Genomic DNA, 23,559 nt, shown 5'->3' with positions numbered 1-23,559 from the left:
ACTACGGGACTATGCCCGTCTGCCGGATTGGTAGCGATCAGCGATCTGCCTTCTCCTGCTGTGGTTACGCCGGACCGTCGGACTCAACGGTGGGTCGCTGGTCATCTGACCGCTACTTCGACGGCGGAGCGAACCCTGCCTGGGCCACTGAGACAGCGATGCTGCTGCCGATCTCACCGTCCTCGTCGAAAAGTATCGCCGAACCGGTCGCGATTCCGTCCTGGGTGGAATGGCTATGCGATGCCAGGCCGATCAGCGTTCCCTTCGGCAAGCGACTCAGGGTGAGCGTGTAGTCGGCGTTGATGAACTTCAAGCCCTCCGAGCTCCAATTGACCAGGGAGGCAGTCACATCGGCCGCCATCGCCGCGCGGGTGAACGGGGTCAGCGGTTCACCGTCGATGAGCGGCATGGACAGCCTCAACCACGTGTACTTCGCTCCGCCGTCGCCGGCCCAGTGTTCGTCCGGGTTCTGGATGGACGCGCCCCAGCCGTAGGTGCTGACGAACAGCGGGTTGCTATTCGGCCTCACATCCGTTGGGATCGGCGGCATTTCGACGTCGGGTGACCAGATGGTGCCGGACGGCTGGTCACCACGGCGGAGGAACAGACCGCTCGCCTGGGCGACGACCTTGCCCTCCTGCTCGATGACCGCTTCGACGAGGCGCAATCGCTTGCCGCCGCGAATCTCGCGGGTGTGCACCTCGATCGGTTCGATGGCGCATGGCCTCGGTAGGTCGACGGTGAGCCGCGCGGGCAGGAAGTCATCATCGTCGACGAGTCGTTCGACGGCCCAGCCCAACAGGCCGCCCGTGACGTGTCCGCTGATCGATGGGCCCCATCCGCCCCTGGCGATCGAACGTGGGTGGTAGCTCTCACCGCGACGGTCGAAATACGCAGTGCCCGGTGCCTCCGGCGGGATCGTCGACTCAGCCAACGGTGACGCTCCTACGATTCGATGACCTAACTAATGGCCATCAGTATCACCTATTGAGCAGACCATCGAGCGGCTGCTCGTCGGTCCGGGCGACGGCGAGCCGCTAACCTGCGGCGATCATCGCGACGGCAGCGAGCGCGGACACCATCCCGACCGCCTGCCAGCGCGTCACCCGCTCGCGGAGCACCACGATCGCAAGCAGCACGGTCGCCGCGGGATACAGCGCGATCAGCACGCCGGCCAGCGACAGCATTCCGGACTGCAGTGCCAGCAGCGTCGCGACGTTGGCCACGGCGTCGAGCACCGCTGCCGTGAGCGCCAACCGCAGGGGTACCCCCCGTTCCAGCGCGAGGTTCGCGGTGAGCGCCGCCGCCAGCACCACGATCGCGGTCGCGGCGAGCCTGCCGAACACCAACGGCCACAGTTTGGCTTCGACAGGCACCTGGTCCAGTAGCACGAAGTTCATCCCGAACGCCACGCCGGACCCGACCGTCAGCCACGCGACCTTCGTGGTGAACTTGTGCGGGGTGACGTCCTCGTCGGTGGCCTCCCGGCTGACGAGCACCACCGCGACCAACGCCACCACGACGCCGACACCTGCGATGAGTCCCGGCCGCTCCCCCAGCGACAGGCCGACCCCGACCGGTATTCCGGCGACGAGGATCGCCGTCAGCGGCGACACCACCGAGATCGGCCCGGCGCCCAACGCCGCGTAGAACCACCAGACACCGAACGCCTGCGCGACCCCGGAAGCCAAACCCCACGCCACCGCGGGCCCGGAGATCTCACCGCCGACCGGCACCGCGACCACCGTCAGCAGCAGCAGCGCCACCGGATAAGAAATGAGCACCACCCGCAGCGCGGCAACCCGGCGAGAGGCGATACCGCCCACGAAGTCGCTTATGCCGTAACCCAGCGCCGCGATCAGCGCGGTGACGAAGGCGATCAGGTCATGCCCTTGGCCCGGCGGCCCAGCTCGCGGCTGATCTCGCGCTGCGCATCACGCTTGGCCAGGTCCTGGCGTTTGTCGCGTGCTTCCTTACCGCGTGCCAGCGCCAATTCGACTTTGACCTTGCCTCCGGAGAAGTAGAGCGAGAGCGGGACGAGGGTGAGATTGCCGTCGCGGATCCGCCCGATCAGGCTGTCGATCTGCTTGCGGTGCAACAAGAGTTTGCGGTTGCGCCGCGGCGTGTGATTCGTCCACGTGCCGTGGTGATACTCGGGGATGTGCAGGTTGCGCAGCCACACCTCGCCGTCGTCGACGGTGGCGAACGCATCGACCAGTGAAGCCTGCCCGTCGCGCAGACTCTTCACCTCGGTGCCCACCAACTGCACGCCGGCCTCGAACGTCTCGAGAATCGAATAGTTGTGCCGCGCTTTTCGATTCGTCGCGATGATCTTGTTGTTCGACTTTTCGGCGTCAGCTTTCTTGGCCATGGCTATCTTCGGACGTAGAGCCGCAGGGTGATGTACGCCGTGACGCCCGACATCGCCAAGCCGAGGAACAACATCCACGGCGCGCTGAAGTACAGCACGTCGGCGTAGTCCACCTTGGCGATCAGATTGGCCCGATAGAACTGGTCCAGCGCGCTTTCGAGGAACAACGCTCGCACCAGGATGAGCCCGACGATGGCGATGACCACACCGACGAACGCCGCCAGCATCGCCTCCACCAGGAACGGCAGCTGCGTGTACCAGCGGCTCGCGCCGACAAGTCGCATGATGCCGATTTCGGTGCGGCGGGTGTAGGCGGCCACCTGAACCATGTTGGCAATCAGCAGAATTGCGCCGATCGCCTGCACGAAGGCCACCGCGAACGCGGCGTTCCGGACGCCGTCGAGGACGGCGAAGAGCCGGTCGATCAACACCTTCTGGTTGAGCACCTGCTGCACACCCGGCTGGCCGGCCATCGCCTCGTCGAAGTTCTGATGCTGTTCGGGATCGTCGAGTTTGACGATGAACGACGACGGGAACGCGTCCTGGCCGGCGAACTCCTTGAACTCCGGGAACTTCTTCACGGCATCGGCGTAGGCCTCTTCGCGGTTCAGGAACCGGACCGAGCGCACGTCGTCGCGGTCCTCGATCTGCTGCCGCAACGCCTTACACGGATCGGCGTCACAGGTGGGATCGTTGGCGGAGACGTCGTTGGTCAGAAAGACCTGGCTCTCCACGCGATCGAGATAGATGTCGCGCGACTGGTCGGCCAACCGCACCACCAGCAGGCCGCCGCCGAACAGGCCGATCGAGATCGCGGTGGTCAGGATCATCGCGATCGTCATCGTCACATTGCGACGGAAACCGGTCAGGACCTCATTGATGAGGAATCCGAAGCGCACTAGCGATCCATTCCGTAGACGCCGCGCTGCTCATCGCGAACAAGCCTGCCCAGTTCCAACTCAACGACGCGCTGGCGCATCGAGTCGACGATGTGGTGGTCGTGCGTAGCCATCACCACCGTCGTCCCGGTGCGGTTGATGCGCTCGAGTAGATCCATGATGTCCTTGCTGGTCTCGGGGTCCAGGTTTCCGGTGGGCTCGTCGGCCAGCAGCACCAGCGGGCGGTTGACGAAGGCGCGGGCGATGGCCACCCGCTGCTGTTCGCCGCCGGAGAGCTCGTTGGGCAGCCGGTTGGCCTTGCCCGACAGGCCGACCATCTCCAGCACATCGGGCACCACGCGGTTGATCACCTCGGAGCGCTTCCCGATGACCTCCAGCGCGAAGGCGACGTTCTCGAACACTGTCTTCTGCTGCAGCAGCCGGAAGTCCTGGAACACGCAGCCCAGGACCTGCCTCAGGCCGGGGATGTGACGGCCCGCCAATTTGTTGACGTGGAACTTCGATACCCGGATATCCCCGGACGTCGGGGTCTCCTCGGCGAGCAGCAGCCGCATGAACGTCGACTTGCCCGAACCCGACGGGCCGATGAGGAAGACGAACTCACCCTTGTCGATCTTGACCGATACGTCGTCGAGCGCGGGTCGCGCCGACGACTTATACATCTTCGAGACATGGTCGAGGGTGATCATCACGGGTCGCCAGTGTAGCGGGGGAAACCAATCGGGCTAGCTGGGCGGAGGAGTCAGCGCCGGGGTGGGCCCAGGCACCGTCGGCACCGGAGGCAGGGTGATCGGCCCAAGCGGACCCGGACCGTCCGGGTCGATCACGGTCCCCGCCGGAGTGGGCTCTGTCGTCGTCGGAGTGGTCTCCGTGGGGCTCGTCGGCGACGTCGGACTGGTGGTGTCGGTAGGGCTGGTGGTGGTCGTGGTCGGCGACGTTGTGGTCGTGGTCGGCGTTGTGGTGGTCGTCGTGATTTCCTCGGGCTCCTTGGGCCGTCGCACGTTCGTGCGCGGCACCCACGTGTAGTTCGGATCAGGCACGAAGCCCGGGGGCACCACGACAGGTGCAGGCGGCTCGGGCGTCGGAGCCGGTTCCACATTGTGATACACCCAGAACAAGGCGATGAACGCGACGAGGAGCACCACCGTCGAGACCCGCATCCGGCCCCCGAGCTTGAACTTCAGCCAGGACGTCATTTCCGGTCCTCCGGAGGCCCCTGGGTCTCGTCCTCGGCACCGCCGGAAGTCGCCGGGTGCACGATGGCCTCGACCTTCGGCGCGCGGCCTTCAGTGGGCGAGACGATGCCCGCGCGCCGCAGCGCACGGACCACCAGCACCCGGATGCGGCGGCCCACCTCGAACTGTTTGCCCGGCAACGTGCGGGCCACCATCCGCAGGTTCACGGTTTCCAGTTCGATGCTTTCCACGCCCATCAGCTGCGGCGCATCCAGGAGCAGCGCCTTCAACCCGGGATCCTCCATCGACTTCTCGGCCACCCCGTGCAGCACGTCGTTGACGACGTTGAGGTCCGCCGACGTCGGCACCGGGATGTCGATGACGGCGCGCGCCCAGTCCTTGGACAAGTTCACCGTCTTGACGATCTGACCGTTGGGGATCGTGAACATCTCCCCCTCGCTGGAGCGCAGCTTGGTGACGCGGAGCGTGACGTCCTCGACGGTGCCTTCGGCGGGCAGCGCGATGCCGGCGACGGTGAGCGACACCAGGTCGCCGAACCCGTACTGCTTCTCGGTGATGATGAAGAAGCCCGAGAGCAGATCCTGCACCAGCCGCTGTGCGCCGAAACCGAGTGCAGCGCCCAGCACCGCGGCGGGCGCCACCAGCGATGTGATCGGAATCGCGAGGATCGTGGTGACCTGAATGATCACGACGACGAAGAGCAGTGCGACCGACACCCAGGAGATCACCGATGCGACAGCCTGGCGGTGCTTGGCGCTCTCGCTGCGCACCAACTGGTCGCTTTCCTGATATTCGGCGTCGATGCGCCGGACGATGCGGCGCGCGGACCAGTTGATGAACCGGGCGGCCAGCAATCCGCCGATCAGATAAAGCGCAATCGGCACGCCGCGTTCGAGAATCCAGACGCCCATGCTCCCTTGCCAGAAACCGGTCCACCGGTCGGCCAGGGAAAGTGCAATCAGGTTGCTATTCGTCATCTCGTCTGTTGCGCCAACGTATTCCGGCTTCCAGGAAACCGTCGATATCGCCGTCGAGCACTGCGGCCGGATTGCCGACCTCGTACTCGTTACGCAAGTCCTTAACCATCTGGTAGGGGTGTAGTACGTAGGAGCGCATCTGGTTGCCCCACGAGCTTCCGCCGTCGCCCTTCAAGGCATCCATTTCGGCGCGCTCTTCTAAACGCTTGCGTTCCAATAACTTTGCCTGCAGAACGCGCATCGCCGAAACCTTGTTCTGCAGCTGCGACTTCTCGTTCTGACAGGTGACCACGATACCGGTCGGGATGTGCGTGAGTCGAACCGCCGAGTCGGTGGTGTTGACCGACTGCCCGCCGGGACCGCTGGATCGGTACACGTCGACGCGCACATCGGCTTCCGGAATGTCGATGTGGTCGGTGGTTTCGGTGACGGGCAGCACTTCCACTTCCGCGAAGGAGGTCTGACGCCTGCCCTGGTTGTCGAACGGACTGATCCGCACCAACCGGTGGGTGCCCTGCTCCACCGACAACGTGCCGTATGCGAACGGCGCATGCACCGCGAACGTCGCGCTCTTGATGCCGGCCTCTTCGGCGTAGGACGTGTCGAACACCTCGACGGGATAGTCGTGCTTCTCCGCCCAGCGGATGTACATCCGCATCAGCATCTCGGCCCAATCCGCCGCGTCGACGCCGCCTGCGCCCGAGCGGATGGTGACCAATGCCTCCCGCTCGTCGTACTCGCCGGACAACAGCGTGCGGACTTCCATCGCCTCGATGTCCTCGCGCAGCTGCTTCAGTTCGGCATCGGCCTCCGCGAGCTCGTCGGCCGCACCCTCCTCGGTAGCCAACTCGTAGAGCACCGGAAGGTCGTCCAGGCGCCGCCGGAGGTCCTCGACGCGGCGCAGCTCGCCCTGGGTGTGGGACAGCTCGCTGGTGACTTTCTGCGCGCGGGTCTGGTCATCCCACAGGTTGGGGTCGGATGCCTCGTGCTCGAGCTTTTCTATCCGGGCCCGCAGGCCATCGACGTCAAGCACCCTCTCCACCGTGGTCAGGGTGGAGTCAAGGGCGGCAAGGTCGGCTTGACGGTCGGGATCCACGGGAGTTCAGGTTACCTGTGCAAGATCTGGACACCGTTATCCGTGAGTCACGGCAAGGAGACAGGCTGCGCGTTTAGCATCGGAGATGGCAATCAGCCCGGCCGCGACGCGACAGCCCCTTGCGCGTGGTCGGGCAGCGACAACCTTCAACCAAAGGTATCCATGCGCCCCTATCACGTGGCGATCGTCGGCTCAGGCCCCTCGGGCTACTTCGCTGCCGCGTCGCTTCTGAAATTCGCAGACGCCTCAGAAGTATCGGATCTGCGTATCGACATGCTCGAGATGCTGCCCACCCCGTGGGGGCTGGTGCGCTCCGGTGTGGCGCCCGACCACCCGAAGATCAAGTCGATCAGCGCGCAGTTCGAGAAGACTGCCTTGGATCCGCGGTTCCGGTTCTTCGGCAACATCGTGGTGGGCGACCATGTGCAGGCTGCCGAGCTCGCCGAGCGATACGACGCGGTGATCTATGCGGTCGGTGCGCAGTCCGACCGGTCGCTGGGCATCCCCGGCGAGGATCTCGACGGCAGTGTGCCCGCCGTCGACTTCGTGGGTTGGTACAACGCGCACCCGCACTTCCAGGAGATGGCCCCCGACCTGTCGACCGGCCGGGCCGTGGTCGTGGGTAACGGCAACGTCGCGCTGGACGTGGCGCGGATCCTGGTCACCGACCCCGATATCTTGGCCACCACCGACATCGCCGACCACGCGCTGAAGTCGTTGCATGACCGCGGCGTCGAAGAGGTCCTGATCATCGGCAGGCGCGGCCCGCTGCAAGCCCCGTTCACCACACTGGAACTGCGGGAGCTCGGCGCGCTGGAGGGCCTCGGCGACGTCGACATCATCGTCGATCCGGCGGACTTCGCCGGCATCACCGACGAGCAGCTGGAGGCCGCGAGCAAGACCGTGCGCAACAACATCAAGGTGCTGCGCGGCTACGCCGAAACCACACCCGAGGGCGCCAAGCGCCGGATCGTGTTCCGCTTCTGCACCTCTCCCATCGAGATCAAGGGTGACAAGAAAGTCGAGTCGATCGTGCTCGGGCGCAACGAACTGGTCGAAGAGAACGGACGCGTGGTCGCCAGGGACACCGGCGAACGCGAGGAGATACCGGCCCAGCTGGTGGTGCGCGCCGTCGGCTACCGCGGGGTCGAGTTGAAGGGTCTGCCGTTCGACGATCGCAGCGGCACCATTCCGCATACCGCCGGCCGTATCGAGGGCAGCCGCAACGAGTACGTCGTCGGCTGGATCAAGCGCGGTCCCACCGGCGTGATCGGCAGCAACAAGAGCGACTCGCAGGAGACCGTCGACACCGTGATCGCCGATCTCGCCGGTGCCTCGCTCGCCGACTTCGGCGACGATCATGCCGAGCAGCTGGCCGAATGGCTGGTGGAGCGGCAGCCGAAGGTGATCACCGACGACCACTGGAAGCTGATCGACGAACACGAACGCTCGTCCGGTGCGCCGCACGGACGGCCGCGGGTGAAGCTGACCAGTGTGGCCGAGCTGTTACGCATCGCCCACGGCTGAGCGGTTGGGCGTCAGTAGATCTCGGGTCCTGGCGGTGGTGGTGGCGGCGCGGTGGGCGCGAACCGCCAGTTGTCCGGATTCTTCGGCGAGTACACCACGGGGAAGAGCTGGGACATCGTCGGCCACTGCTCGACGTCGACCGCCAGGCGTTGGTAGACCACATGCTCGTCGACCGTCGGGCCGTTGATGACGCCGGTGATCGTGACGAACTGTTCGCCGGTGACGCCGTCGGGGCGCGGGCTGACACCGGTGACCAGCAGCTGGCCCTGCAGCCAGTCGCTGCCTGCACCGCGTCGTCGCATGATCCACGGGGCTGCGATGGCTACGAGCACCCCGACCATGACCAGGACCATCGCGATTTCCCACACACGGACATGGTAGGACGTGACTCATGACAAGCGTCCGTGATGACATCGACTTTGCGCTGCAGCTGGCCGATGCGGCGGACACGCAGACGCTGGATCGCTTCGGTGCGCTCGATCTACGTGTCGAGACCAAACCTGACCTCACGCCGGTGACCGATGCCGACCGTTCGGTGGAGGAAATGGTCCGTGGGACGTTGTCGAGCCAGCGGCCCGGCGACGTCGTCCTCGGCGAAGAGTTCGGTGGCACAGCGGTTTTTGCGGGCCGCCAGTGGGTGGTCGACCCCATCGACGGAACCAAGAACTTCGTGCGCGGGGTCCCGGTATGGGCCACGTTGATCGCGCTCCTCGAGGACGGCGTACCCGTCGTCGGCGTCGTCAGCGCTCCGGCGTTGCAGCGGCGGTGGTGGGCCGGCCACGGCGAAGGGGCGTTCACGTCGTTCGGCGGCCAGCGGCGCATTTCGGTGTCGGGTGTCGACGACCTCGCGTCGGCCAGTCTGTCCTACTCGGATCTCACCACCGGCTGGGATGGGCTGCGACCGCGATTCCTGGAGCTGACCGATGCGGTCTGGCGCGTCCGCGGCTACGGAGATTTCTGGTCGTACTGCCTGGTCGCCGAGGGTTCGGTCGACATCGCCGTCGAGCCGGAGGTGAAGCTCTGGGACCTGGCGGCGCTCGACATCCTGGTGCGCGAGGCGGGCGGCACCTTCACCAACGTCGCCGGACAGGCGGGTCCGCACGGTGGCAGCGCCGTCGCCACCAACGGTTTACTGCATGAGGCGGTGCTGGCACGGCTGTCGGGTTAGGGCTTGAGTAGCCGCCGTATCGCTTCCAGCGACAACTGTTCCTTCGGGACGAAGCCCAGCGCAGAGCTGGAGGCGATCAGTTCGCCGTACTCACGCCCGGAATGCGTGGAGGTCAAGATCACCGGCGCCGACACCGGGCCTCCGACGATCTGTTCAGCCAGGTGAAAGCCGCTTTCCTCGCCGAGCTTGATGTCGACGATCGCGACGTCCGGTTTCTGTTGCTCGACGCACCGCAGCGCCTCGGCGCTGTTGGTGGCGACACCGACGATCGAAACGCCCTCGCGACCGAGAAGTTTTGCCGCGGTTTCGAGGAAATCCGGATTGTCGTCGATCAGGACGCAGCGCAACGTCTCCGCCCCGTTTTCCATAACGTCAGTTTGCCCGCCGGCCGTGGCGGTGGTCATTGCAGGTAGCCGGAATTCATCAGCCCCGCCCGTCGAGCGGGACCGCAATTCGCAACGTGGTGCCTGCGCCCGGCGTGCTGTCGACGGTCAAGGAACCCCCGAGCGCCTCGACCCGGTCGACGAGGCCGATGAGGCCGGACCCGCGCGACAGGTCCGCACCGCCGACTCCGTCGTCGCGGATCGTCATGAGCAGACGATCGTCCTGAACGACGGCACTGAAGTCGATGAACGACGCGTCGGCGTGCTTGGCGACGTTCGTCATCGATTCCGCCGCCACGTAGTACGCCGCCGCCTCGACCGCTGGCGGCAGACGATTCTCGACCTGCAGGTCCAGTTCGACCGGGACGCTGGAACGTCGGGACAGGCTCCGCAGAGCCGGTCCGAGACCGCCCTCCGACAGGATCGCCGGGTGGATACCGCGGGAGACCTCGCGCAGTTCCTCCACGGCATCGACGAGACCGGCGTGGACGGCCGCCACCGGCTCCCGCACCTCTGACGCCTCCGGGAGATCGACGTCCACCGTGCGCAGCTTCAGCGCGAGCGTCACGAGGCGCTGTTGGATTCCGTCGTGCAGATCACGTTCGATGCGTCGCCGCGACTCGTCTGCGGCCGCGACGATGCGCGCCCGCGACGCCATCAGGTCGGCGCGCGCCTGTGCGTTCGCGATGGCGGTCGCGACCAGATCGGTGAATTCCGCCATCCGGGTTTGCGTGTCGTCCGGCAGGGGACGGTCGATCGGCGACAGCACGGTGATCGCACCCCATTCCATGCCGCTGACCGTGATCGGCGCGCCGACGGCGGAGTAGGTGCCCTCAGGCAGGTACGGCGGCGCGATCTCGGTACGCCGCGCGGGCATGCCGGTCTTTCGCACATGTGCGGCGACGGTGGTGTCGATCGAAATGCGTTCGCCCACCGCGACGGGATCGTGCGTCTGCGCCCATGCCCCGCAGACCGTCGCGCTGCCGTCCGACTCGAATCGCAGAAGTCGGGCGACGTCTGCACCCACCAGCAACCCGATTTCGTTGGTGACCGCGGCGAAGATCTCACTCGACGGTCGGCCCTCGGCGACGAGTGTCGCGACGTGCCGCAGTGCGGTCTGCTCGTCGTTGAGCCGGGCCAGCTCATCGCGCTGGTCCTTGAGCGACTCGGCCATCGAGTTGAAATTGCTTTCCAGCACGCCGATCTCAGCGTTACCGGTCTGCGGCACACGCGCCTCCAGGTCGCCCGACGACAGCCGTTCGGCCATGCGGGCGGTGCGTCGAACCGGGTTGACGACCGACCGTCCGAGGTACACGGCGCTCACCACAGTCACCAGGACCGTGACGACGAGACCGGCGCCCGCCACCGCGAGCGCGCGCTGATACAACATCTCCGCCTTTTCCTGTTGCTCCATGCTCTGCATCGTTTCGGCCGCGAGGTATGCCTCCAGCTGACGTCGCAGCTCGTCCATCCGCCGCTTGCCCTCTTCGGTCACGGCGGGGTCTCTGACCCACGGCTCTCCAAGGCGTGCGGCCGCCACCAAGGGGATCGAGTAATCGTTGACGTAGGAGAGCGCGTCGCGTTGAAGCTGCTCGGCGTGCGCCTTCTGTTCGGGGTTGTCGACGATGTCCACCAGCGTCACCAACCGCCCCGGGATGCGTTGCCTGCCGACTTCCCACGGCCCGAGAAAGCTGGCGTCACCGGTGAGCAGGAAGCCGCGTGCGGCGGTCTCCATATCGATGAGCGAACGGCGGACGTCCCGCGCGGCGAACGCCTCTTCTGCGGAGTTCACTGCGACGGCTCGGGCATCGTCCACGCCCGACAGCGCGGAGAGCAGGAACCCGAACGACAACGCGAGAATCGCGGCGAGTATCACGGCCACCACGACGACTCGCGTGATCAAACCGCCTCGCACGCCGGCTCACCTCGGATTCGGGGATCGTTGCAGGTGAGTATGCCGCCCTTCGGGCAAGTATGTGAGTTGGGCAACAGATCCGGCGTCTTTGGTCGCGGAGCCGCCCATACCTTACTCTGGAGTCAGTTCCGCGAAATCTCACAGCGAGGCAGCTACATGACCAATACCCTGCCGTCGAAAAACGGATCCGCTCCGAGGCCAAAGCGGGCAGGCAAGCAAAGTGCCGTCGGTCTGCGTAAGCACAGGCGCACCCCGACCGACGTGGGGCTGGCGATCGTGACGCCGCTGGTCGGCCAGGAATTTCTCGACCGCTACAACCTGCGCGGGCCGCTCAACCGCGGTCTGAAATACGGCGTGAAGCAGGTGTTCTCCGTCGCGGGTGCGGCCAATCGCCAGTTCAAGCGCATCTCCGGTGCACAGAGCGGGCCGACGCGACTGAAGAAGAGTGGGTCCGACTACTTCGACCTGACCCCGGACGATGAGCAGCAGATGATCGTCGACACGGTGACCGAGTTCGCCGAGGAGGTCATCCGCCCCGCGGCGAAGGACTGCGACGAATCCGCCTCCTATCCTGAGGACCTCGTCAGCAAGGCCACCGAACTCGGCATCACCGCGATCAACGTGCCCGAGGATTTCGACGGCATCGCGGCGCACCGCGCGGCGGTCACCAACGTCCTGGTCGCCGAGGCACTGGCGTACGGGGACATGGGACTTGCGCTGCCGATCCTGGCCCCCGCAGGCGTCGCGTCCGCGCTGACCCACTGGGGCAGCGCCGATCAGCAGGCGACCTACCTGAAGGAGTTCGCAGGCGAGAGCGTGCCGCAGGCATGCGTCGCGATCGCCGAACCGCATCCGCTGTTCGATCCAACGGCGCTGAAGACGACGGCGACGCGCACCCCCAGCGGCTACCGGCTCGACGGCGTCAAGTCGTTGGTGCCCGCGGCTGCGAACGCCGAATTATTCATCGTGGCAGCGCAATTGAACGGAAAGCCGGCGCTGTTCATCGTCGAGTCGTCGTCGCAAGGTGTGTCCGTCACGCCGGACCCGAGCATGGGCATCCGTGCGGCGGCGCTCGGGCAGGTCGAGCTGGACCACGTCACCGTTCCGCTGTCTGCGCGCCTCGGCGAGGACGGCGCGACGGATGAGGACTACTCGGAGGCCATCGCGCTGTCCCGTCTCGGCTGGGCGGCGTTGGCCGTCGGCACAGCGCATGCAGTACTCGACTACGTCGTGCCTTATGTGAAGGAACGCCACGCGTTCGGCGAGCCGATCGCGCACCGCCAGGCGGTCGCGTTCATGTGCGCGAACATGGCGATCGAGTTCGACGGGCTGCGGTTGATCACGTGGCGTGGAGCGTCGCGCGCCGATCAGGGTCTGCCGTTCGCCCGGGAAGCGGCACTGGCCAAGCGGCTCGGCACCGACAAGGGCATGCAGATCGGGCTGGACGGTGTACAGCTGCTCGGCGGCCACGGCTACACCAAGGAACACCCCGTCGAACGGTGGTATCGCGATCTGCGCGCGATCGGCGTCGCCGAGGGCATCGTAGTTATTTGAGCCGTCAAGACCTACTGGAAGACTGATCATGGCAATCAATCTGGAACTGCCCCGCAAGCTCGAAGCGGTGATCGAGAAGGCGCACCAGGGTGCCGCCGAGATGTTGCGACCGATATCCCGCAAGTGGGATCTGCGCGAGCATGAGTATCCGGTCGAACTCGACACGCTGGCCACGCTCTTCGAGGGCATCTCTCAGGCCAACGCTATCGCCTTCGCCGGCGCCGAAGCGTTCGCCGCCGGTGAGGCCAAGGATTCCAACCACAACGGCGCCAACATGTCGGCCGTGCTAAACGTGATGGAAATCAGTTGGGGCGACGTCGCTTTGATGCTGTCGGTGCCGCGTCAGGGCCTTGGCAACGCCGCGATCTCCAGCGTCGCGACCCCCGAGCAGCTGGACAGGCTCGGCAAGGACGTATGGGCCGCGATGGCCATCACCGAGCCCGGCTTCGGCTCCGATTCTGCGGCAGTGACCACGACGGCCAAACTCGAAGACGACGAGTACGTCATCAACGGCGAGAAGATCTTCGTCACCGCAGGATCCCGCGCGACGCATATCGTGGTCTGGGCGACGCTGGACAAGTCGTTGGGCCGCGCGGCGATCAAGTCGTTCATCGTTCCCCGCGAGCATCCCGGGGTCACCGTCGAGCGGCTCGAGGACAAGCTCGGCATCAAGGCCTCCGACACCGCCGTGATCCGCTTCGACAACGTGCGCATCCCCAAGGAAAACCTGTTGGGCAGCCCGGAGATCCAGGTGGAGAAGGGCTTCGCCGGGGTGATGGAGACCTTCGACAACACCCGACCGGTGGTTGCGGCGATGGCAGTCGGCATCGCCCGCGCCGCACTCGAGGAACTGCGCAAGATCCTCACCGAGGCCGGGGTCGAGATCTCCTACGACAAGCCCTCACACGCGCAGACCGCGCCGGCCGCGGAGTTCCTCCGGATGGAATCCGACTGGGAGGCGGCCTATCTGCTGATGGTGCGCTCCGCGTGGCAGGCCGACAACAACATTCCGAACTCCAAGGAAGCGTCGATGGGCAAGGCCAAGGCCGGCCGCGTCGCGAGCGACATCACTCTCAAAGCCGTCGAATTGGCAGGCACCGTCGGCTATTCCGAGCAGACACTGCTGGAGAAGTGGGCGCGCGACAGCAAGATCCTCGACATCTTCGAAGGCACGCAACAGATTCAGCTACTGGTGGTGGCCCGTCGACTGCTTGGCCTGTCGTCGTCCGAACTGAAGTAACTTTTCTGCTCGCGAGCAGACGCAAAGTGCCCAATTTCCGCGGCGTGTCGCGGCATTTTGCGTCTGCTCGCGGTGAAATCAGAAGCCGTCGTGGACCACGACGCGCGTCCGTCCGGTGACGCCGCCGCCGATGATGGTGCGCAGCGTATGCGGCGCCTCGAGCACCGAGACGTCCTTCGTGATCTCACCGAGGTGGCGGGGCTTGAGTTCGCCTTCGAGTTGGTGCCACACATCGCGGCGCGCGTCGATCGGCAACTGCACCGAGTCGATGCCCACAAGGGTGACACCGCGCAGGATGAAGGGCATCACCGTCGTCGGTAGGTCGGCCGAGCGAGCCAGGCCTGAGATCGCTGCCGTGCCACCGTAATTCAAGGTGCTCAGCGCGTAGGCGAGCGTGTCGCCACCGACGCTGTCCACCACGGCTGCCCATCGCGACTTGCCCAGCGGCCTGACCTTCTCGCCCTCGGCGGGCAACCTGCCGATCACCTGATAGGCGCCCAGCGCCATCAGCCAGTCGTGGGCCTCGGACTTGCCCGTCGAGGCGACCACCTCGTAGCCGAGACCGGCCAGCAGGTCGACGCTGACGCTGCCCACTCCCCCGGTCGCACCGGTGACCAGAATCGGACCGTCCGCCGGCTGCACTCCGGCCGCGCGAATCGCGTCGACGCTCATGGCAGCCGTGAATCCCGCGGTGCCGATGGCGGCCGCTTCGGCTGTCGTCAGCTCGTCGAGCTTCACCAGATAGTCGGCCGGGTAGCGAGCGGTGTCGGTGTAGCCGCCGTGGCGGCCGGTGCCGATGTCGTACCCGTGGGCGACGACGCGATCGCCGACGGCGAAATCGGACGACAGGCTGGCCGTGACCGTGCCGGCGACATCGATACCAGGTATCAGCGGGTACTCCCGCGCAACACCGCCCTTGGGTGTGATCGCCAGGGCGTCCTTGTAATTGATCCCCGAGTATTCAACGGCGATCTGCACGTCGCCGTCCGGCAGGAAGGACGTGTCGACGACCTCGTGGCGCAGCGTGATGGAGCCCTCGGCGTCCTGGTGTGCGACCAGCGCATTGACTTCAGCCATGCCGCCCATTTTCACCTAGGCCCACACCGAAGGTAGGGGAACGCGGAGGTAGGGGAACGCAAAAGTCCCCGATCACACCGGCGAACCGAGTGTGTCGGGGACCTTGCGACTTATCGTCAGCTGCCGAGGTGCTCGATCAGGTCGGGCTTCATCTGCTGAAGCTGTGCACCCCAGTACTCCCAGCTGTGCGTGCCGTAGGGCGGGAAGTTGAACACTGCGTTCTTACCGCCCGCAGCGATGTAGTTGTCGCGGAACGTCTCGTTGGTCCGGATCGTCAGACCCTCGAGGAACTCGGCGGGCATGTTCGCGCCACCCAGCTCGTTCGGCGTTCCGTTGCCGCAGTAGACCCACAGGCGGGTGTTGTTGGCCACCAGCGTGGGGATCTGCAGCATCGGGTCGTTGCGCTTCCATGCGCTGTTCGGGTCTTCGGTCGGGCCCCACATGTCGTTGGCGTTGAACCCGCCTGCGTCACCCATCGCCATGTTGATCAGGAACGGCCAGCTGCCCTCGGACGGATTGAGGAACGCCGACAACGACCCGGCATAGATGAACTGCTGGGGGTGGTACACCGAGAGGATCATCGCCGAGTTGCCCGCCATCGACAGACCGACGGCGGCGTTGCCCGTTGTGGACACGCCTCGCTCGGAGGCCAGCCACTGGGGCAGCTCGCTGGTCAGGAACGTCTCCCACTTGTAGGTCTGGCAACCGGCCTTGCCGCAGGCCGGCTTATACCAGTCGGAGTAGAAGCTGGACTGACCGCCGACCGGCATGATGATCGACAAAGGGGTTTCGTAGAACCACTCGAATGCCTGGGTCTCGAGGTCCCAGCCGTTGAAGTCATCGCGGGCGCGCAAGCCGTCCAGCAGGTACACGGCCTTCGAGCCGGTGCCCTTCTGGAACTGGACCTTGATATCGCGGCCCATCGACGGCGAGGGGACCATGAGGTACTCCACCGGCAGGCCCGGCCGAGAGAACGCCCCAGCGGTCGCTGACTGCCCGGTGAGACCGAGGACGCCCGGTAGGAGTACTGCCGCTACGGCAGCCACCACGATGCGGCGCGCCCAGGGACCTCGAAACTTGTCAATGAAGCTCATACTGCAAACCCATCCATCTTCCGGTTTCCGCATGCCTTTTCCCGCGATCGAGCGATCGCCACCGACAACGCAGCATTGTATTCACCGCGTTGTCGTGCCCGCTCGACTGAGCCCGGTGGCCATTGAGCGGACCGAGAAAATTTCAGTTGTCGCGTGTGCAGTAAAACACGTGACCAGCAACGGAGAAAGTCCGACGGGCGTTGACCGTGAGATTCCTGTGAACATTGCGGTTAACGCCCACGTCAGCGTGACCGGCCTTTCGCGTCGTAGGCTGCGGGGTATGGCAAAGTCCCGCGGCCCCCGCCTGGTCGTGGACGACTGGATCCAGGCGGGCTACGCAATTCTTGCCGAAGAAGGCATCAAATCACTGAAGATCGATCGGCTGTGCAGCCGACTCGGGGTGACCAAAGGCAGCTTTTACTGGCATTTCACCGATATCGCGAGCTATCGCATCGCGCTCGTCGACGCATGGGGCGCATCGCGCGACGAGGAACGACGCCACTTCGACAGCCCTGCGGACATCCCACCGCGGGAGCGGCTCTCGCAAATGATGACCACGCTGGTGGACGCGCGCCATTGGACGCTTGAGCGCGCCATGCGGGAATGGGCCCGCACCGATGCGGCGGTCGCGGCAAGCGTGCGCGCCGCGGACCGGCGGGTGTTGGCCGCGGTCCGCCAGGCGTTTCTGGATTACGGGTTCGATGCCGAGGAGGCCGACCTGCGGGCGTCGGCGACGTTCGCGGCCGGAATCGGGTTCCTGCATCTGTCCGGGCCGAAGCCCAGTGCCCGAGGCGCAGCCCAGCGGGAGCGGTTCCTCGACATCATGCTGACGCGCTGAAATCTGCGTCGAGACTGCTCACAGATCGCGAAATCAACGCAAATTGCGATCTGTGCGCAGTCTCGATGCTTCCCGACGCCCCATTTCCGTACTAAAAAGTATGGTAGCGTCGCCGGCGTGACGTCGGTCAAGATCACCCCGACCATCTCCCCCGAGTTCGTCGCCCGGCTGGCCGACCGCGCGCAGGAAGCCGAACAACTGCGACGGCTGCCCGCCGAAACACTCGCCGACCTCACCGCATCAAGCTTCACCGAGTTACTGAAGCCCGCCCGGTTCGGCGGTGTGCAGGCCGACTTCCCCGCAATCCTCGACCCCGTGCGCCGGATGGCTCATGGCTGCGCGTCGAGCGCGTGGACCATCGGCTTCTACGCATTGCACAACTGGATGCTCGCCCTGTTCGACGAGCGCGCCCAGGACGAGGCGTTCGCCACGCGTCCGTTCCTCGCGCCCGCGCCCCTCGCACCGACGGGTCGGGGAGTCCCGTCCGGCGACGGCATCCGGCTGAGCGGCCGGTGGTCCTGGGCGACGGGCGTGATGGACGGCAACTGGATCATGGTGGGCGCCCTGTGCGGCCCCGACGACGACATCTACCCCGCGTTGGCGCTGCTGCCGATGTCCGACGCCCGCATCGAGGACGTCTGGCACACCGACGGCATGCGGGCCACCGGATCCAACGACGTCGTCATCACCGACGCGTTCGTGCCCCAGCACCGGCTCGTCCGGGTCACCGACATCTACTCCGGCACCGCGCCTGGTGCCCTACTGCACGATGCCGACACGTACCGGTGGCCGATGGTGCCGGCGCTGTCGTTATTGGCGGCGATGCCCGCGCTGGGCAGCGCCGAACGCGTCGCCGAGATCTTCGCCGAGCGGCTCGGCGAGCGGATCCTCGCCTACGAGGGCGTCGCCCAGAGGGACAAACCGATCGCTCAGGCACGGCTCGGCGAGGCGCGGGTCCGGCTGCGTGCACTGCGCGGGCTGCTCGCCGATACCGTCGCCGGCATCGAAACCGCCGTCGCGTCAGGCGAACCCGTATCCAAGCCGGTGCGCGCCGATGCGCGGCTGGCTGCCGCGCATATGGTGCACGAGTCACGTGCGGTGATCACCGATCTGCTCGAAGCATCGGGCGCCAGCGTGCACTTCACCGACAATCCACTTCAGCGCTTCAAGCGCGACGTCGATGTCATTGCCGGTCACGTGGTGTTCGACTACGACACCAGTCGCGAGCTTGCCGGGGCGCTCACACTGGGTATGAAGGTCTCGCGCATCGCAATGATCTGACGGAGGGAAACCCATGGCCGACGATCTACGTGACCGGATCACGAAAGGGTTCCAGAAGAACGTCGCGAACCGGGTGATGCGTCTGGTGCCGTTCCAGACCCTGCTCGAGACCACCGGACGCAAGTCGGGTCAGCCCCGCCGGACACCGCTTGGCGGACGCCGCGAGGGCAATCAGTTCTGGTTCGTATCGGAGTTCGGCGAAAAGTCGCAGTACGTCAAGAACATTCAGGCCAACCCGAGGGTCCGCGTGCGGCTCAACGGGAAGTGGCACAGCGGCACGGCCCACCTGGTGCCCGACGACGACGCGTACGCACGGTTGCGCTCGCTTCCACAGTTCAACAGCTTCGGCGTACGGACCTTCGGGACCAATCTGCTGACCATCCGGGTGGATCTGGACGATTGACCCCGAGGGGTTGACCCTGTGGCAGAAGTAAAACTAATGTCAGTTTTAGTTCAGCGCTGATTCGGATCGCCCTTTGTCGATGGAGACACCATGGAATCCTTTGTTCACCTGCGGAAAGGGCGCACTCCCAGGCGCCTGCACGCCGACCTGGACGGCCTGAAGGACGACGAACTCGGCCGCGGCGGCTTCACCGGGCGCACCGCGAACATGTATCGCCGCAACGACCCGACGGCGTACCGCTCGGTCGGGCCACTGCGGCCCGTCGACGTGTTGTCCTCGGAGCTCAAACCCAGCGACGCCAGCGACGCCGCGGGTGGTCCCCTGCTGATGTTCAGCAATGCCGATTGCCTCGTCCTGTTGTCGCGGCGCACCGAGCCGATGCCGTTCTACGTCCGCTATGTCGACGGTGACCTGCTCAGCTTCGTACACAGGGGCTCGGGCCTGCTGGAGACGGAGTTCGGACCACTGCGCTACCGCGAGGGCGACTGGGTCTACATCCCCAAGGCGTGCACCTTCCGCCAGGTGCCCGACGAAGAGTCAACGCTGTTGATGATTCAGGCCACCGACGAGTTCCGGGTGCCGTCACCCGGCTACCTCGGACGTCATTTCCCGTTCGACCCGTCGCAGGCCGTCATTCCGGAGCCGGCGCCGATCGACGACGACGGTCGCGAGGAGTACGAGGTCCGGCTGATACATGAGGGCGGCCCCACAACGCTGTATTACCAACACAATCCGCTCGATGTGGAGGGATGGCGCGGCGACAACTTCCCGTTCACCTTCAACATCGCCGACTACAACGTGGTGACGTCGAACAGCGTGCACCTGCCGCCCACAGTGCACCTGTTCATGGAGGCCACCGGCGTCTACGTGATGAACTTCCTGCCCAAGCCGGCCGAAAGCGTGCCGGGGACCGAGCGCACACCGTGGTATCACCGCAACGTCGACTACGACGAGATCGCGTTCTTCCATGGCGGATCGCTCTACGGCATACCGATGCCGCCCGGCCTGGTTTCCCATGCGCCGCAAGGGGTTCACCACGGAGCCCCGGAGAAGGCCCGCGAGCGGGCCCGCCGCAAGTTCGACGAGTACGACAGGGTGGACTGGTCGGTGATCGCCATCGACACCCGACGTAGGTTGATTCCGTCGGAAGAGGTACTTGCCAACGACCTGGGACAGCATTAGAGAGCACTCGCGCGAAGAAACGAGAGTACTGAATGACCACCGCTGTGAAGCACGAGTACGACCGGATCCCGTATCTCGTGGCATACCAGAACAATTCGGGTGTTCGCGACGTGTACGGCGGTGTCGCCGAACTCGTCATCCTCGAAAGCCACCTGCTGCGCCCGAAGAACAAGCCGTCCGACACGGTGCTGGTGTTCATGCATCCCATTGGTGGCGGCGCGTACCTGCCGATGATGAATGCGCTGGCGCGGGCCGGACATCACGTCATCTACTGCAACAGCCGATTCCGCGGCACCGACTCCGCGTTGCTGATGGAGAAGGTGGTCGAGGATCTCGGCGAATGCATCAAGGACGCGAAGAATCGGCTGGGCTACGAGAAGGTGGTGCTCGCCGGCTGGAGCGGCGGCGGCTCGCTGTCGGTGTTCTACCAGCAGCAGGCGCAACACCCGACCGTGACGGCCAGCCCGTCGGGCGATGGCCCCGACCTCACCAAGCTCGGCCTCATCCCCGCCGACGGAATCATGCTGCTGGCCGCACACATCAGCCGCCACGGCACGCTGACTGAGTGGCTCGACGCGTCGATTCTCGACGAGGCCGACCCGTCCAAGCGCGACCCGGAGTTGGATCTGTACAACCCGGACAACCCGAACCAGCCGCCGTACACGCCCGAGTTCCTGGAGCGCTACCGCGCGGCGCAGATCGCACGCAATCGCCGAATCACCAAGTGGGTCAAGGAGAAACTGACCGAACTGAAAGCGCAGGGCCGACCCGACGACGAGTTCGCGTTCGTCGTGCACGGCACGATGGCCGACCCGCGGTGGCTCGACCCGACCGTCGATCCGAACGACCGCCCCCCGGGCCAGTGCTATCTCGGCGATCCTCAAGTGGTGAACAACAGCCCCGTCGGACTGGCCCGGTTCTGCACGCTGCGCAGTTGGCTGTCGCAATGGAGCTACGACGATGCCAACGGCGACGCCGTCAAGTGCGGTCCCGATATCGCGGTGCCGGCATTGGTCATCGGCAACCTCGCCGATGACGCCTGCACGCCCAGCCACACACAGCGGCTGTTCGGCGCGATCGGGCATCCTGACAAGGAGATGTACGAAATCCCCGGCGCCAACCACTACTACTCCGGACCGGAGCAGCGCGGCACGCTCCGCCAGGCCGTCGACATCTGCACCGACTGGCTGCACAGGCACGAGTTCTCGAAATGAGCGTCACGGGCCCACTTGACGGAATCCGGGTCATCGAGGTCGGCACGCTGATCTCGGGACCGTTCGCGGGTCGGCTCCTCGGCGACATGGGAGCCGAGGTGGTCAAAATCGAGCCGCCGGGCGCACCAGACCCGTTGCGCACCTGGGGGCAGGCCGAACTCGACGGCCACCACTTCTTCTGGACCGTGCACGCGCGCAACAAGAAAGCCGTCACGCTGAACCTGCGCGAGGCCGCCGGACGCGACCTGTTCCTCGACCTCGTCGAACACTCCGACATCGTCGTCGAGAACTTCCGCCCCGGAACGCTGGAGAAGTGGAACCTCGGATACGACGTGCTGCGTGAACGCAACAGGGGCATCATCCTGGTGCGGGTCTCCGGATACGGGCAGACCGGGCCGGAGTCGCACAAAGCCGGTTACGCGTCGGTCGCCGAGGCGGCCAGCGGCCTGCGGCACATGAACGGGTTCCCCGGTGGTCCACCTCCGCGGCTCGCGTTGTCGCTGGGCGACAGTTTGGCGGGCATGTTCGCCGCCCAGGGCGCGCTGGCCGCGCTGTATCGGCGCACCGTCACCGGCGAGGGCCAGGTGGTCGATGCGGCGCTCACCGAATCCTGTTTGGCCGTGCAGGAGTCCACCATCCCGGACTATGACGTCGGCGGCGTCGTTCGTGGACCCTCCGGCACGCGCCTCGAGGGCATCGCCCCGTCGAACATCTACCCCACCGCCGACGGCAGCTGGGTCGTCATCGCGGCCAACCAGGACACCGTGTTCCGCAGGCTGTGCGCCGCGATGGGACAGCCCGAGCTCGCCACCGACGAACGATTCGTCAATCACGTTGCCCGCGGCCGCAATCAGGATGAGCTCGACAAGATCATCGGCGACTGGGCGGCTACCCGTCAGCCCGCCGACATCATCTCGACCCTCTCGGAGGCCGGGGTGATCAGTGGGCCGATCAACACCGTCGCCGAGGTCGTCGAGGATCCACAACTGCTGGCTCGCGGGATGATCGCCGATCATTGGGACGAACGCGTCGGACGAAACATCAAGGGGCCGGGCGTCGTACCGGTGCTGTCGGATACGCCGGGGACGATCCGCAACGCCGGCCCGGCCAAGCCCGGCCAGCACAACGAGGAGATTTATGGCGGTCTGCTCGGCCGCAGCGACGCCGAGCTCGCCCAGCTGCGGGAGGAGGGTGTGCTATGAGCGCACTACCGGCGCACGTCGAAATTCGCGACGTCTCACTGCGCGACGGACTTCAGATCGAGGATCCGATTCCGTTGTCGGCCAAGCTCGACATGCTGGCCGCCATCGCCGCCACCGGGGTCAAGGAGATGGAGGCGACGGCGTTCGTCTCGCCGTCGAAGGTGCCCGCGCTGGCCGACGCGGCCGACCTCGCCGCCGAACTGCACAATTTTCCCGACATCGAATTCTCGGCGTTGGTGGCCAGTCCGAACGGCGCCAAGCGCGCGATCGCCGCGGGACTGCGATCGATCGAGTACGTGGTGTCGGCCGCCGACGGGCACAGCCGCTCCAACGTCGGACGGTCCAGCGCGGAGGCGACCGCGCAGATCCCCGAGATCGTCGCGATCGCGCATGACAGCGGCGTCACCGTCGAGGTCATCATCGCCACCGCGTGGGACTGCCCGTTCGACGGCCCGACACCGCCGCAACGCGTGCTCGACATCGTGGCGGCGGCCTGCGACAACGGCGTTGACCGTCTGGCGATCGCCGACACCATCGGCACCACCACCCCGCGGCGGGTCAGCGACCTGGTCGCACTCGTCCGGCCGCGGATCGGCGACATCCCGCTGGGGGCGCACTTCCACAACACCCGTGGCGCCGGTCTGGCCAGCGCCTACGCCGCGGTCGAGGCGGGAATCACCCGGCTCGACGCGTCGGTCGGCGGGCTCGGCGGCTGTCCGTTCGCCCCCGGCGCCAGCGGCAACATCGCGATGGAAGACCTGGTCTACCTGTTACGCGACAGCGGAATTGGCGTCGACGTCGACCTGCAGGCGGCCATCGCGGCGGCGCGCGTCGTACAGAACGCCGTCGGACACGACCTACCGAGCTCGCTGCTGCGGGCCGGCGACCGGATTCTCGACTGATTCCATGAAAGCTGATGTCGCCCTCGTCACGCGTGTAACG

The 23,559-nt window shown here is 65.9% G+C and carries 24 protein-coding genes; 11 read left to right on the top strand and 13 right to left on the bottom strand.

Going from position 1 to position 23,559, the window contains the following annotated elements:
* Nucleotides 1-112: 112 nt before the first annotated feature.
* The 8 genes from H7J93_RS03000 to prfB form a co-directional block, all read right to left on the bottom strand.
* The gene (locus H7J93_RS03000) at nt 113-934 is read right to left on the bottom strand and encodes a thioesterase family protein (RefSeq protein WP_276021239.1); all 822 of its coding nucleotides are present in this window, start codon (nt 932-934) and stop codon (nt 113-115) included.
* Nucleotides 935-1,037: 103 nt separating this feature from the next.
* Entirely contained in the window at nt 1,038-1,883 is an 846-nt protein-coding gene (locus tag H7J93_RS02995) for an EamA family transporter (RefSeq protein ID WP_267304845.1), read from the bottom strand.
* The gene (gene smpB, locus H7J93_RS02990; RefSeq protein ID WP_267304806.1) at nt 1,880-2,371 is read right to left on the bottom strand and encodes an SsrA-binding protein SmpB; all 492 of its coding nucleotides are present in this window, start codon (nt 2,369-2,371) and stop codon (nt 1,880-1,882) included. Before smpB ends, H7J93_RS02995 begins: the two co-directional genes overlap by 4 nt.
* Before the next feature lie 2 nt (nt 2,372-2,373).
* Nucleotides 2,374-3,270 (bottom strand): permease-like cell division protein FtsX, encoded by an 897-nt coding sequence (gene ftsX, locus H7J93_RS02985; protein ID WP_267304805.1) that lies wholly within the window; start codon nt 3,268-3,270, stop codon nt 2,374-2,376.
* The gene (gene ftsE, locus H7J93_RS02980) at nt 3,270-3,959 is read right to left on the bottom strand and encodes a cell division ATP-binding protein FtsE (protein ID WP_267304844.1); all 690 of its coding nucleotides are present in this window, start codon (nt 3,957-3,959) and stop codon (nt 3,270-3,272) included. The genes ftsX and ftsE overlap by 1 nt, the downstream gene beginning before the upstream one ends.
* Before the next feature lie 36 nt (nt 3,960-3,995).
* A complete protein-coding gene (locus tag H7J93_RS02975; RefSeq protein ID WP_267304804.1) occupies nt 3,996-4,466 on the bottom strand; it encodes an Rv3103c family proline-rich protein in 471 nt (156 codons plus the stop codon).
* Nucleotides 4,463-5,443, bottom strand: a complete 981-nt coding sequence (locus tag H7J93_RS02970) for a mechanosensitive ion channel family protein (protein ID WP_267304803.1) — start codon at nt 5,441-5,443, stop codon at nt 4,463-4,465. The genes H7J93_RS02975 and H7J93_RS02970 overlap by 4 nt, the downstream gene beginning before the upstream one ends.
* Nucleotides 5,433-6,539 carry a peptide chain release factor 2 gene (prfB, locus tag H7J93_RS02965; protein WP_267304802.1) on the bottom strand — a complete coding sequence of 369 codons (1,107 nt, stop codon included), beginning with the start codon at nt 6,537-6,539 and terminating at the stop codon, nt 5,433-5,435. The genes H7J93_RS02970 and prfB overlap by 11 nt, the downstream gene beginning before the upstream one ends.
* Before the next feature lie 162 nt (nt 6,540-6,701).
* Between prfB and H7J93_RS02960 the strand changes: the two genes are divergently transcribed.
* Nucleotides 6,702-8,066, top strand: coding sequence for an FAD-dependent oxidoreductase (locus H7J93_RS02960; RefSeq protein WP_267304801.1), 1,365 nt, complete (start codon nt 6,702-6,704; stop codon nt 8,064-8,066).
* Between the two features lie 11 nt (nt 8,067-8,077).
* Here H7J93_RS02960 and H7J93_RS02955 read toward each other — a convergent pair whose 3' ends face one another.
* Nucleotides 8,078-8,419 carry a hypothetical protein gene (locus tag H7J93_RS02955; RefSeq protein WP_276021258.1) on the bottom strand — a complete coding sequence of 114 codons (342 nt, stop codon included), beginning with the start codon at nt 8,417-8,419 and terminating at the stop codon, nt 8,078-8,080.
* A gap of 38 nt (nt 8,420-8,457) precedes the next feature.
* Between H7J93_RS02955 and hisN the strand changes: the two genes are divergently transcribed.
* The gene (gene hisN / locus H7J93_RS02950) at nt 8,458-9,234 is read left to right on the top strand and encodes a histidinol-phosphatase (protein ID WP_267304799.1); all 777 of its coding nucleotides are present in this window, start codon (nt 8,458-8,460) and stop codon (nt 9,232-9,234) included.
* On the opposite strand, the gene H7J93_RS02945 is transcribed toward hisN, so the two are convergent.
* Together H7J93_RS02945 and H7J93_RS02940 are read right to left on the bottom strand one after the other, a co-directional pair.
* A complete protein-coding gene (locus tag H7J93_RS02945; RefSeq protein ID WP_267304798.1) occupies nt 9,231-9,602 on the bottom strand; it encodes a LytR/AlgR family response regulator transcription factor in 372 nt (123 codons plus the stop codon). The two genes, hisN and H7J93_RS02945, sit on opposite strands and share 4 nt — an antisense overlap.
* 55 nt (nt 9,603-9,657) lie before the next feature.
* Nucleotides 9,658-11,532: a CHASE3 domain-containing protein gene (locus H7J93_RS02940; protein ID WP_267304797.1), complete on the bottom strand. Its 1,875-nt coding sequence runs from the start codon at nt 11,530-11,532 to the stop codon at nt 9,658-9,660.
* Nucleotides 11,533-11,688: 156 nt separating this feature from the next.
* Between H7J93_RS02940 and H7J93_RS02935 the strand changes: the two genes are divergently transcribed.
* Nucleotides 11,689-13,086 carry an acyl-CoA dehydrogenase family protein gene (locus H7J93_RS02935; RefSeq protein WP_267304796.1) on the top strand — a complete coding sequence of 466 codons (1,398 nt, stop codon included), beginning with the start codon at nt 11,689-11,691 and terminating at the stop codon, nt 13,084-13,086.
* Nucleotides 13,087-13,114: 28 nt separating this feature from the next.
* Complete coding sequence (locus H7J93_RS02930; protein WP_267304795.1) at nt 13,115-14,326, top strand: acyl-CoA dehydrogenase family protein; 1,212 nt, start codon at nt 13,115-13,117, stop codon at nt 14,324-14,326.
* 78 nt (nt 14,327-14,404) lie between these two features.
* On the opposite strand, the gene H7J93_RS02925 is transcribed toward H7J93_RS02930, so the two are convergent.
* A complete protein-coding gene (locus H7J93_RS02925) occupies nt 14,405-15,403 on the bottom strand; it encodes an acrylyl-CoA reductase family protein (protein WP_267304794.1) in 999 nt (332 codons plus the stop codon).
* Between the two features lie 116 nt (nt 15,404-15,519).
* Complete coding sequence (locus H7J93_RS02920) at nt 15,520-16,497, bottom strand: esterase family protein (RefSeq protein ID WP_267304793.1); 978 nt, start codon at nt 16,495-16,497, stop codon at nt 15,520-15,522.
* Nucleotides 16,498-16,777: 280 nt separating this feature from the next.
* On the opposite strand from H7J93_RS02920, the gene H7J93_RS02915 reads away from it, so the two are divergent.
* From H7J93_RS02915 to H7J93_RS02885, 7 genes are all read left to right on the top strand, one after another.
* Nucleotides 16,778-17,335 (top strand): TetR/AcrR family transcriptional regulator, encoded by a 558-nt coding sequence (locus tag H7J93_RS02915; RefSeq protein WP_264073088.1) that lies wholly within the window; start codon nt 16,778-16,780, stop codon nt 17,333-17,335.
* A 117-nt stretch (nt 17,336-17,452) separates the two neighbouring features.
* The gene (locus H7J93_RS02910) at nt 17,453-18,616 is read left to right on the top strand and encodes an acyl-CoA dehydrogenase family protein (RefSeq protein ID WP_267304792.1); all 1,164 of its coding nucleotides are present in this window, start codon (nt 17,453-17,455) and stop codon (nt 18,614-18,616) included.
* Nucleotides 18,617-18,629: 13 nt separating this feature from the next.
* The gene (locus H7J93_RS02905; RefSeq protein ID WP_267304791.1) at nt 18,630-19,019 is read left to right on the top strand and encodes a nitroreductase family deazaflavin-dependent oxidoreductase; all 390 of its coding nucleotides are present in this window, start codon (nt 18,630-18,632) and stop codon (nt 19,017-19,019) included.
* A 90-nt stretch (nt 19,020-19,109) separates the two neighbouring features.
* The gene (locus H7J93_RS02900) at nt 19,110-20,201 is read left to right on the top strand and encodes a homogentisate 1,2-dioxygenase (protein ID WP_267304790.1); all 1,092 of its coding nucleotides are present in this window, start codon (nt 19,110-19,112) and stop codon (nt 20,199-20,201) included.
* A gap of 32 nt (nt 20,202-20,233) precedes the next feature.
* Entirely contained in the window at nt 20,234-21,415 is a 1,182-nt protein-coding gene (locus H7J93_RS02895) for an alpha/beta hydrolase (protein WP_267304789.1), read from the top strand.
* Nucleotides 21,412-22,617, top strand: coding sequence for a CaiB/BaiF CoA transferase family protein (locus H7J93_RS02890; protein ID WP_267304788.1), 1,206 nt, complete (start codon nt 21,412-21,414; stop codon nt 22,615-22,617). The genes H7J93_RS02895 and H7J93_RS02890 overlap by 4 nt, the downstream gene beginning before the upstream one ends.
* On the top strand, nt 22,614-23,519 hold the full coding sequence (locus H7J93_RS02885) for a hydroxymethylglutaryl-CoA lyase (protein ID WP_267304787.1): 906 nt from the start codon (nt 22,614-22,616) through the stop codon (nt 23,517-23,519). The genes H7J93_RS02890 and H7J93_RS02885 overlap by 4 nt, the downstream gene beginning before the upstream one ends.
* Nucleotides 23,520-23,559 lie beyond the last annotated feature (40 nt).

It is taken from the genome of Mycobacterium barrassiae, assembly GCF_025822765.1.
Classification (GTDB): domain Bacteria; phylum Actinomycetota; class Actinomycetes; order Mycobacteriales; family Mycobacteriaceae; genus Mycobacterium; species Mycobacterium barrassiae.
This window is presented reverse-complemented; position numbering and strand designations above follow the sequence as displayed.

Excerpts from the sequence above, each read along its gene's own strand:
- H7J93_RS02975 (WP_267304804.1), bottom strand. The coding sequence starts at position 4,466 with ATGACGTCCTGGCTGAAGTTCAAGCTCGGGGGCCGGATGCGGGTCTCG.
- H7J93_RS02930 (WP_267304795.1), top strand. The coding sequence starts at position 13,115 with ATGGCAATCAATCTGGAACTGCCCCGCAAGCTCGAAGCGGTGATCGAG.
- H7J93_RS02895 (WP_267304789.1), top strand. The coding sequence starts at position 20,234 with ATGACCACCGCTGTGAAGCACGAGTACGACCGGATCCCGTATCTCGTG.
- H7J93_RS02905 (WP_267304791.1), top strand. The coding sequence starts at position 18,630 with ATGGCCGACGATCTACGTGACCGGATCACGAAAGGGTTCCAGAAGAAC.
- H7J93_RS02945 (WP_267304798.1), bottom strand. The coding sequence starts at position 9,602 with ATGGAAAACGGGGCGGAGACGTTGCGCTGCGTCCTGATCGACGACAAT.
- H7J93_RS02890 (WP_267304788.1), top strand. The coding sequence starts at position 21,412 with ATGAGCGTCACGGGCCCACTTGACGGAATCCGGGTCATCGAGGTCGGC.
- H7J93_RS02920 (WP_267304793.1), bottom strand. The coding sequence starts at position 16,497 with ATGAGCTTCATTGACAAGTTTCGAGGTCCCTGGGCGCGCCGCATCGTG.
- H7J93_RS02885 (WP_267304787.1), top strand. The coding sequence starts at position 22,614 with ATGAGCGCACTACCGGCGCACGTCGAAATTCGCGACGTCTCACTGCGC.
- ftsE (WP_267304844.1), bottom strand. The coding sequence starts at position 3,959 with ATGATCACCCTCGACCATGTCTCGAAGATGTATAAGTCGTCGGCGCGA.
- H7J93_RS02955 (WP_276021258.1), bottom strand. The coding sequence starts at position 8,419 with ATGGTCCTGGTCATGGTCGGGGTGCTCGTAGCCATCGCAGCCCCGTGG.
- H7J93_RS02900 (WP_267304790.1), top strand. The coding sequence starts at position 19,110 with ATGGAATCCTTTGTTCACCTGCGGAAAGGGCGCACTCCCAGGCGCCTG.
- H7J93_RS02970 (WP_267304803.1), bottom strand. The coding sequence starts at position 5,443 with ATGACGAATAGCAACCTGATTGCACTTTCCCTGGCCGACCGGTGGACC.
- H7J93_RS02925 (WP_267304794.1), bottom strand. The coding sequence starts at position 15,403 with ATGGCTGAAGTCAATGCGCTGGTCGCACACCAGGACGCCGAGGGCTCC.
- H7J93_RS02960 (WP_267304801.1), top strand. The coding sequence starts at position 6,702 with ATGCGCCCCTATCACGTGGCGATCGTCGGCTCAGGCCCCTCGGGCTAC.
- H7J93_RS02915 (WP_264073088.1), top strand. The coding sequence starts at position 16,778 with ATGGCAAAGTCCCGCGGCCCCCGCCTGGTCGTGGACGACTGGATCCAG.
- hisN (WP_267304799.1), top strand. The coding sequence starts at position 8,458 with ATGACAAGCGTCCGTGATGACATCGACTTTGCGCTGCAGCTGGCCGAT.
- smpB (WP_267304806.1), bottom strand. The coding sequence starts at position 2,371 with ATGGCCAAGAAAGCTGACGCCGAAAAGTCGAACAACAAGATCATCGCG.
- H7J93_RS02935 (WP_267304796.1), top strand. The coding sequence starts at position 11,689 with ATGACCAATACCCTGCCGTCGAAAAACGGATCCGCTCCGAGGCCAAAG.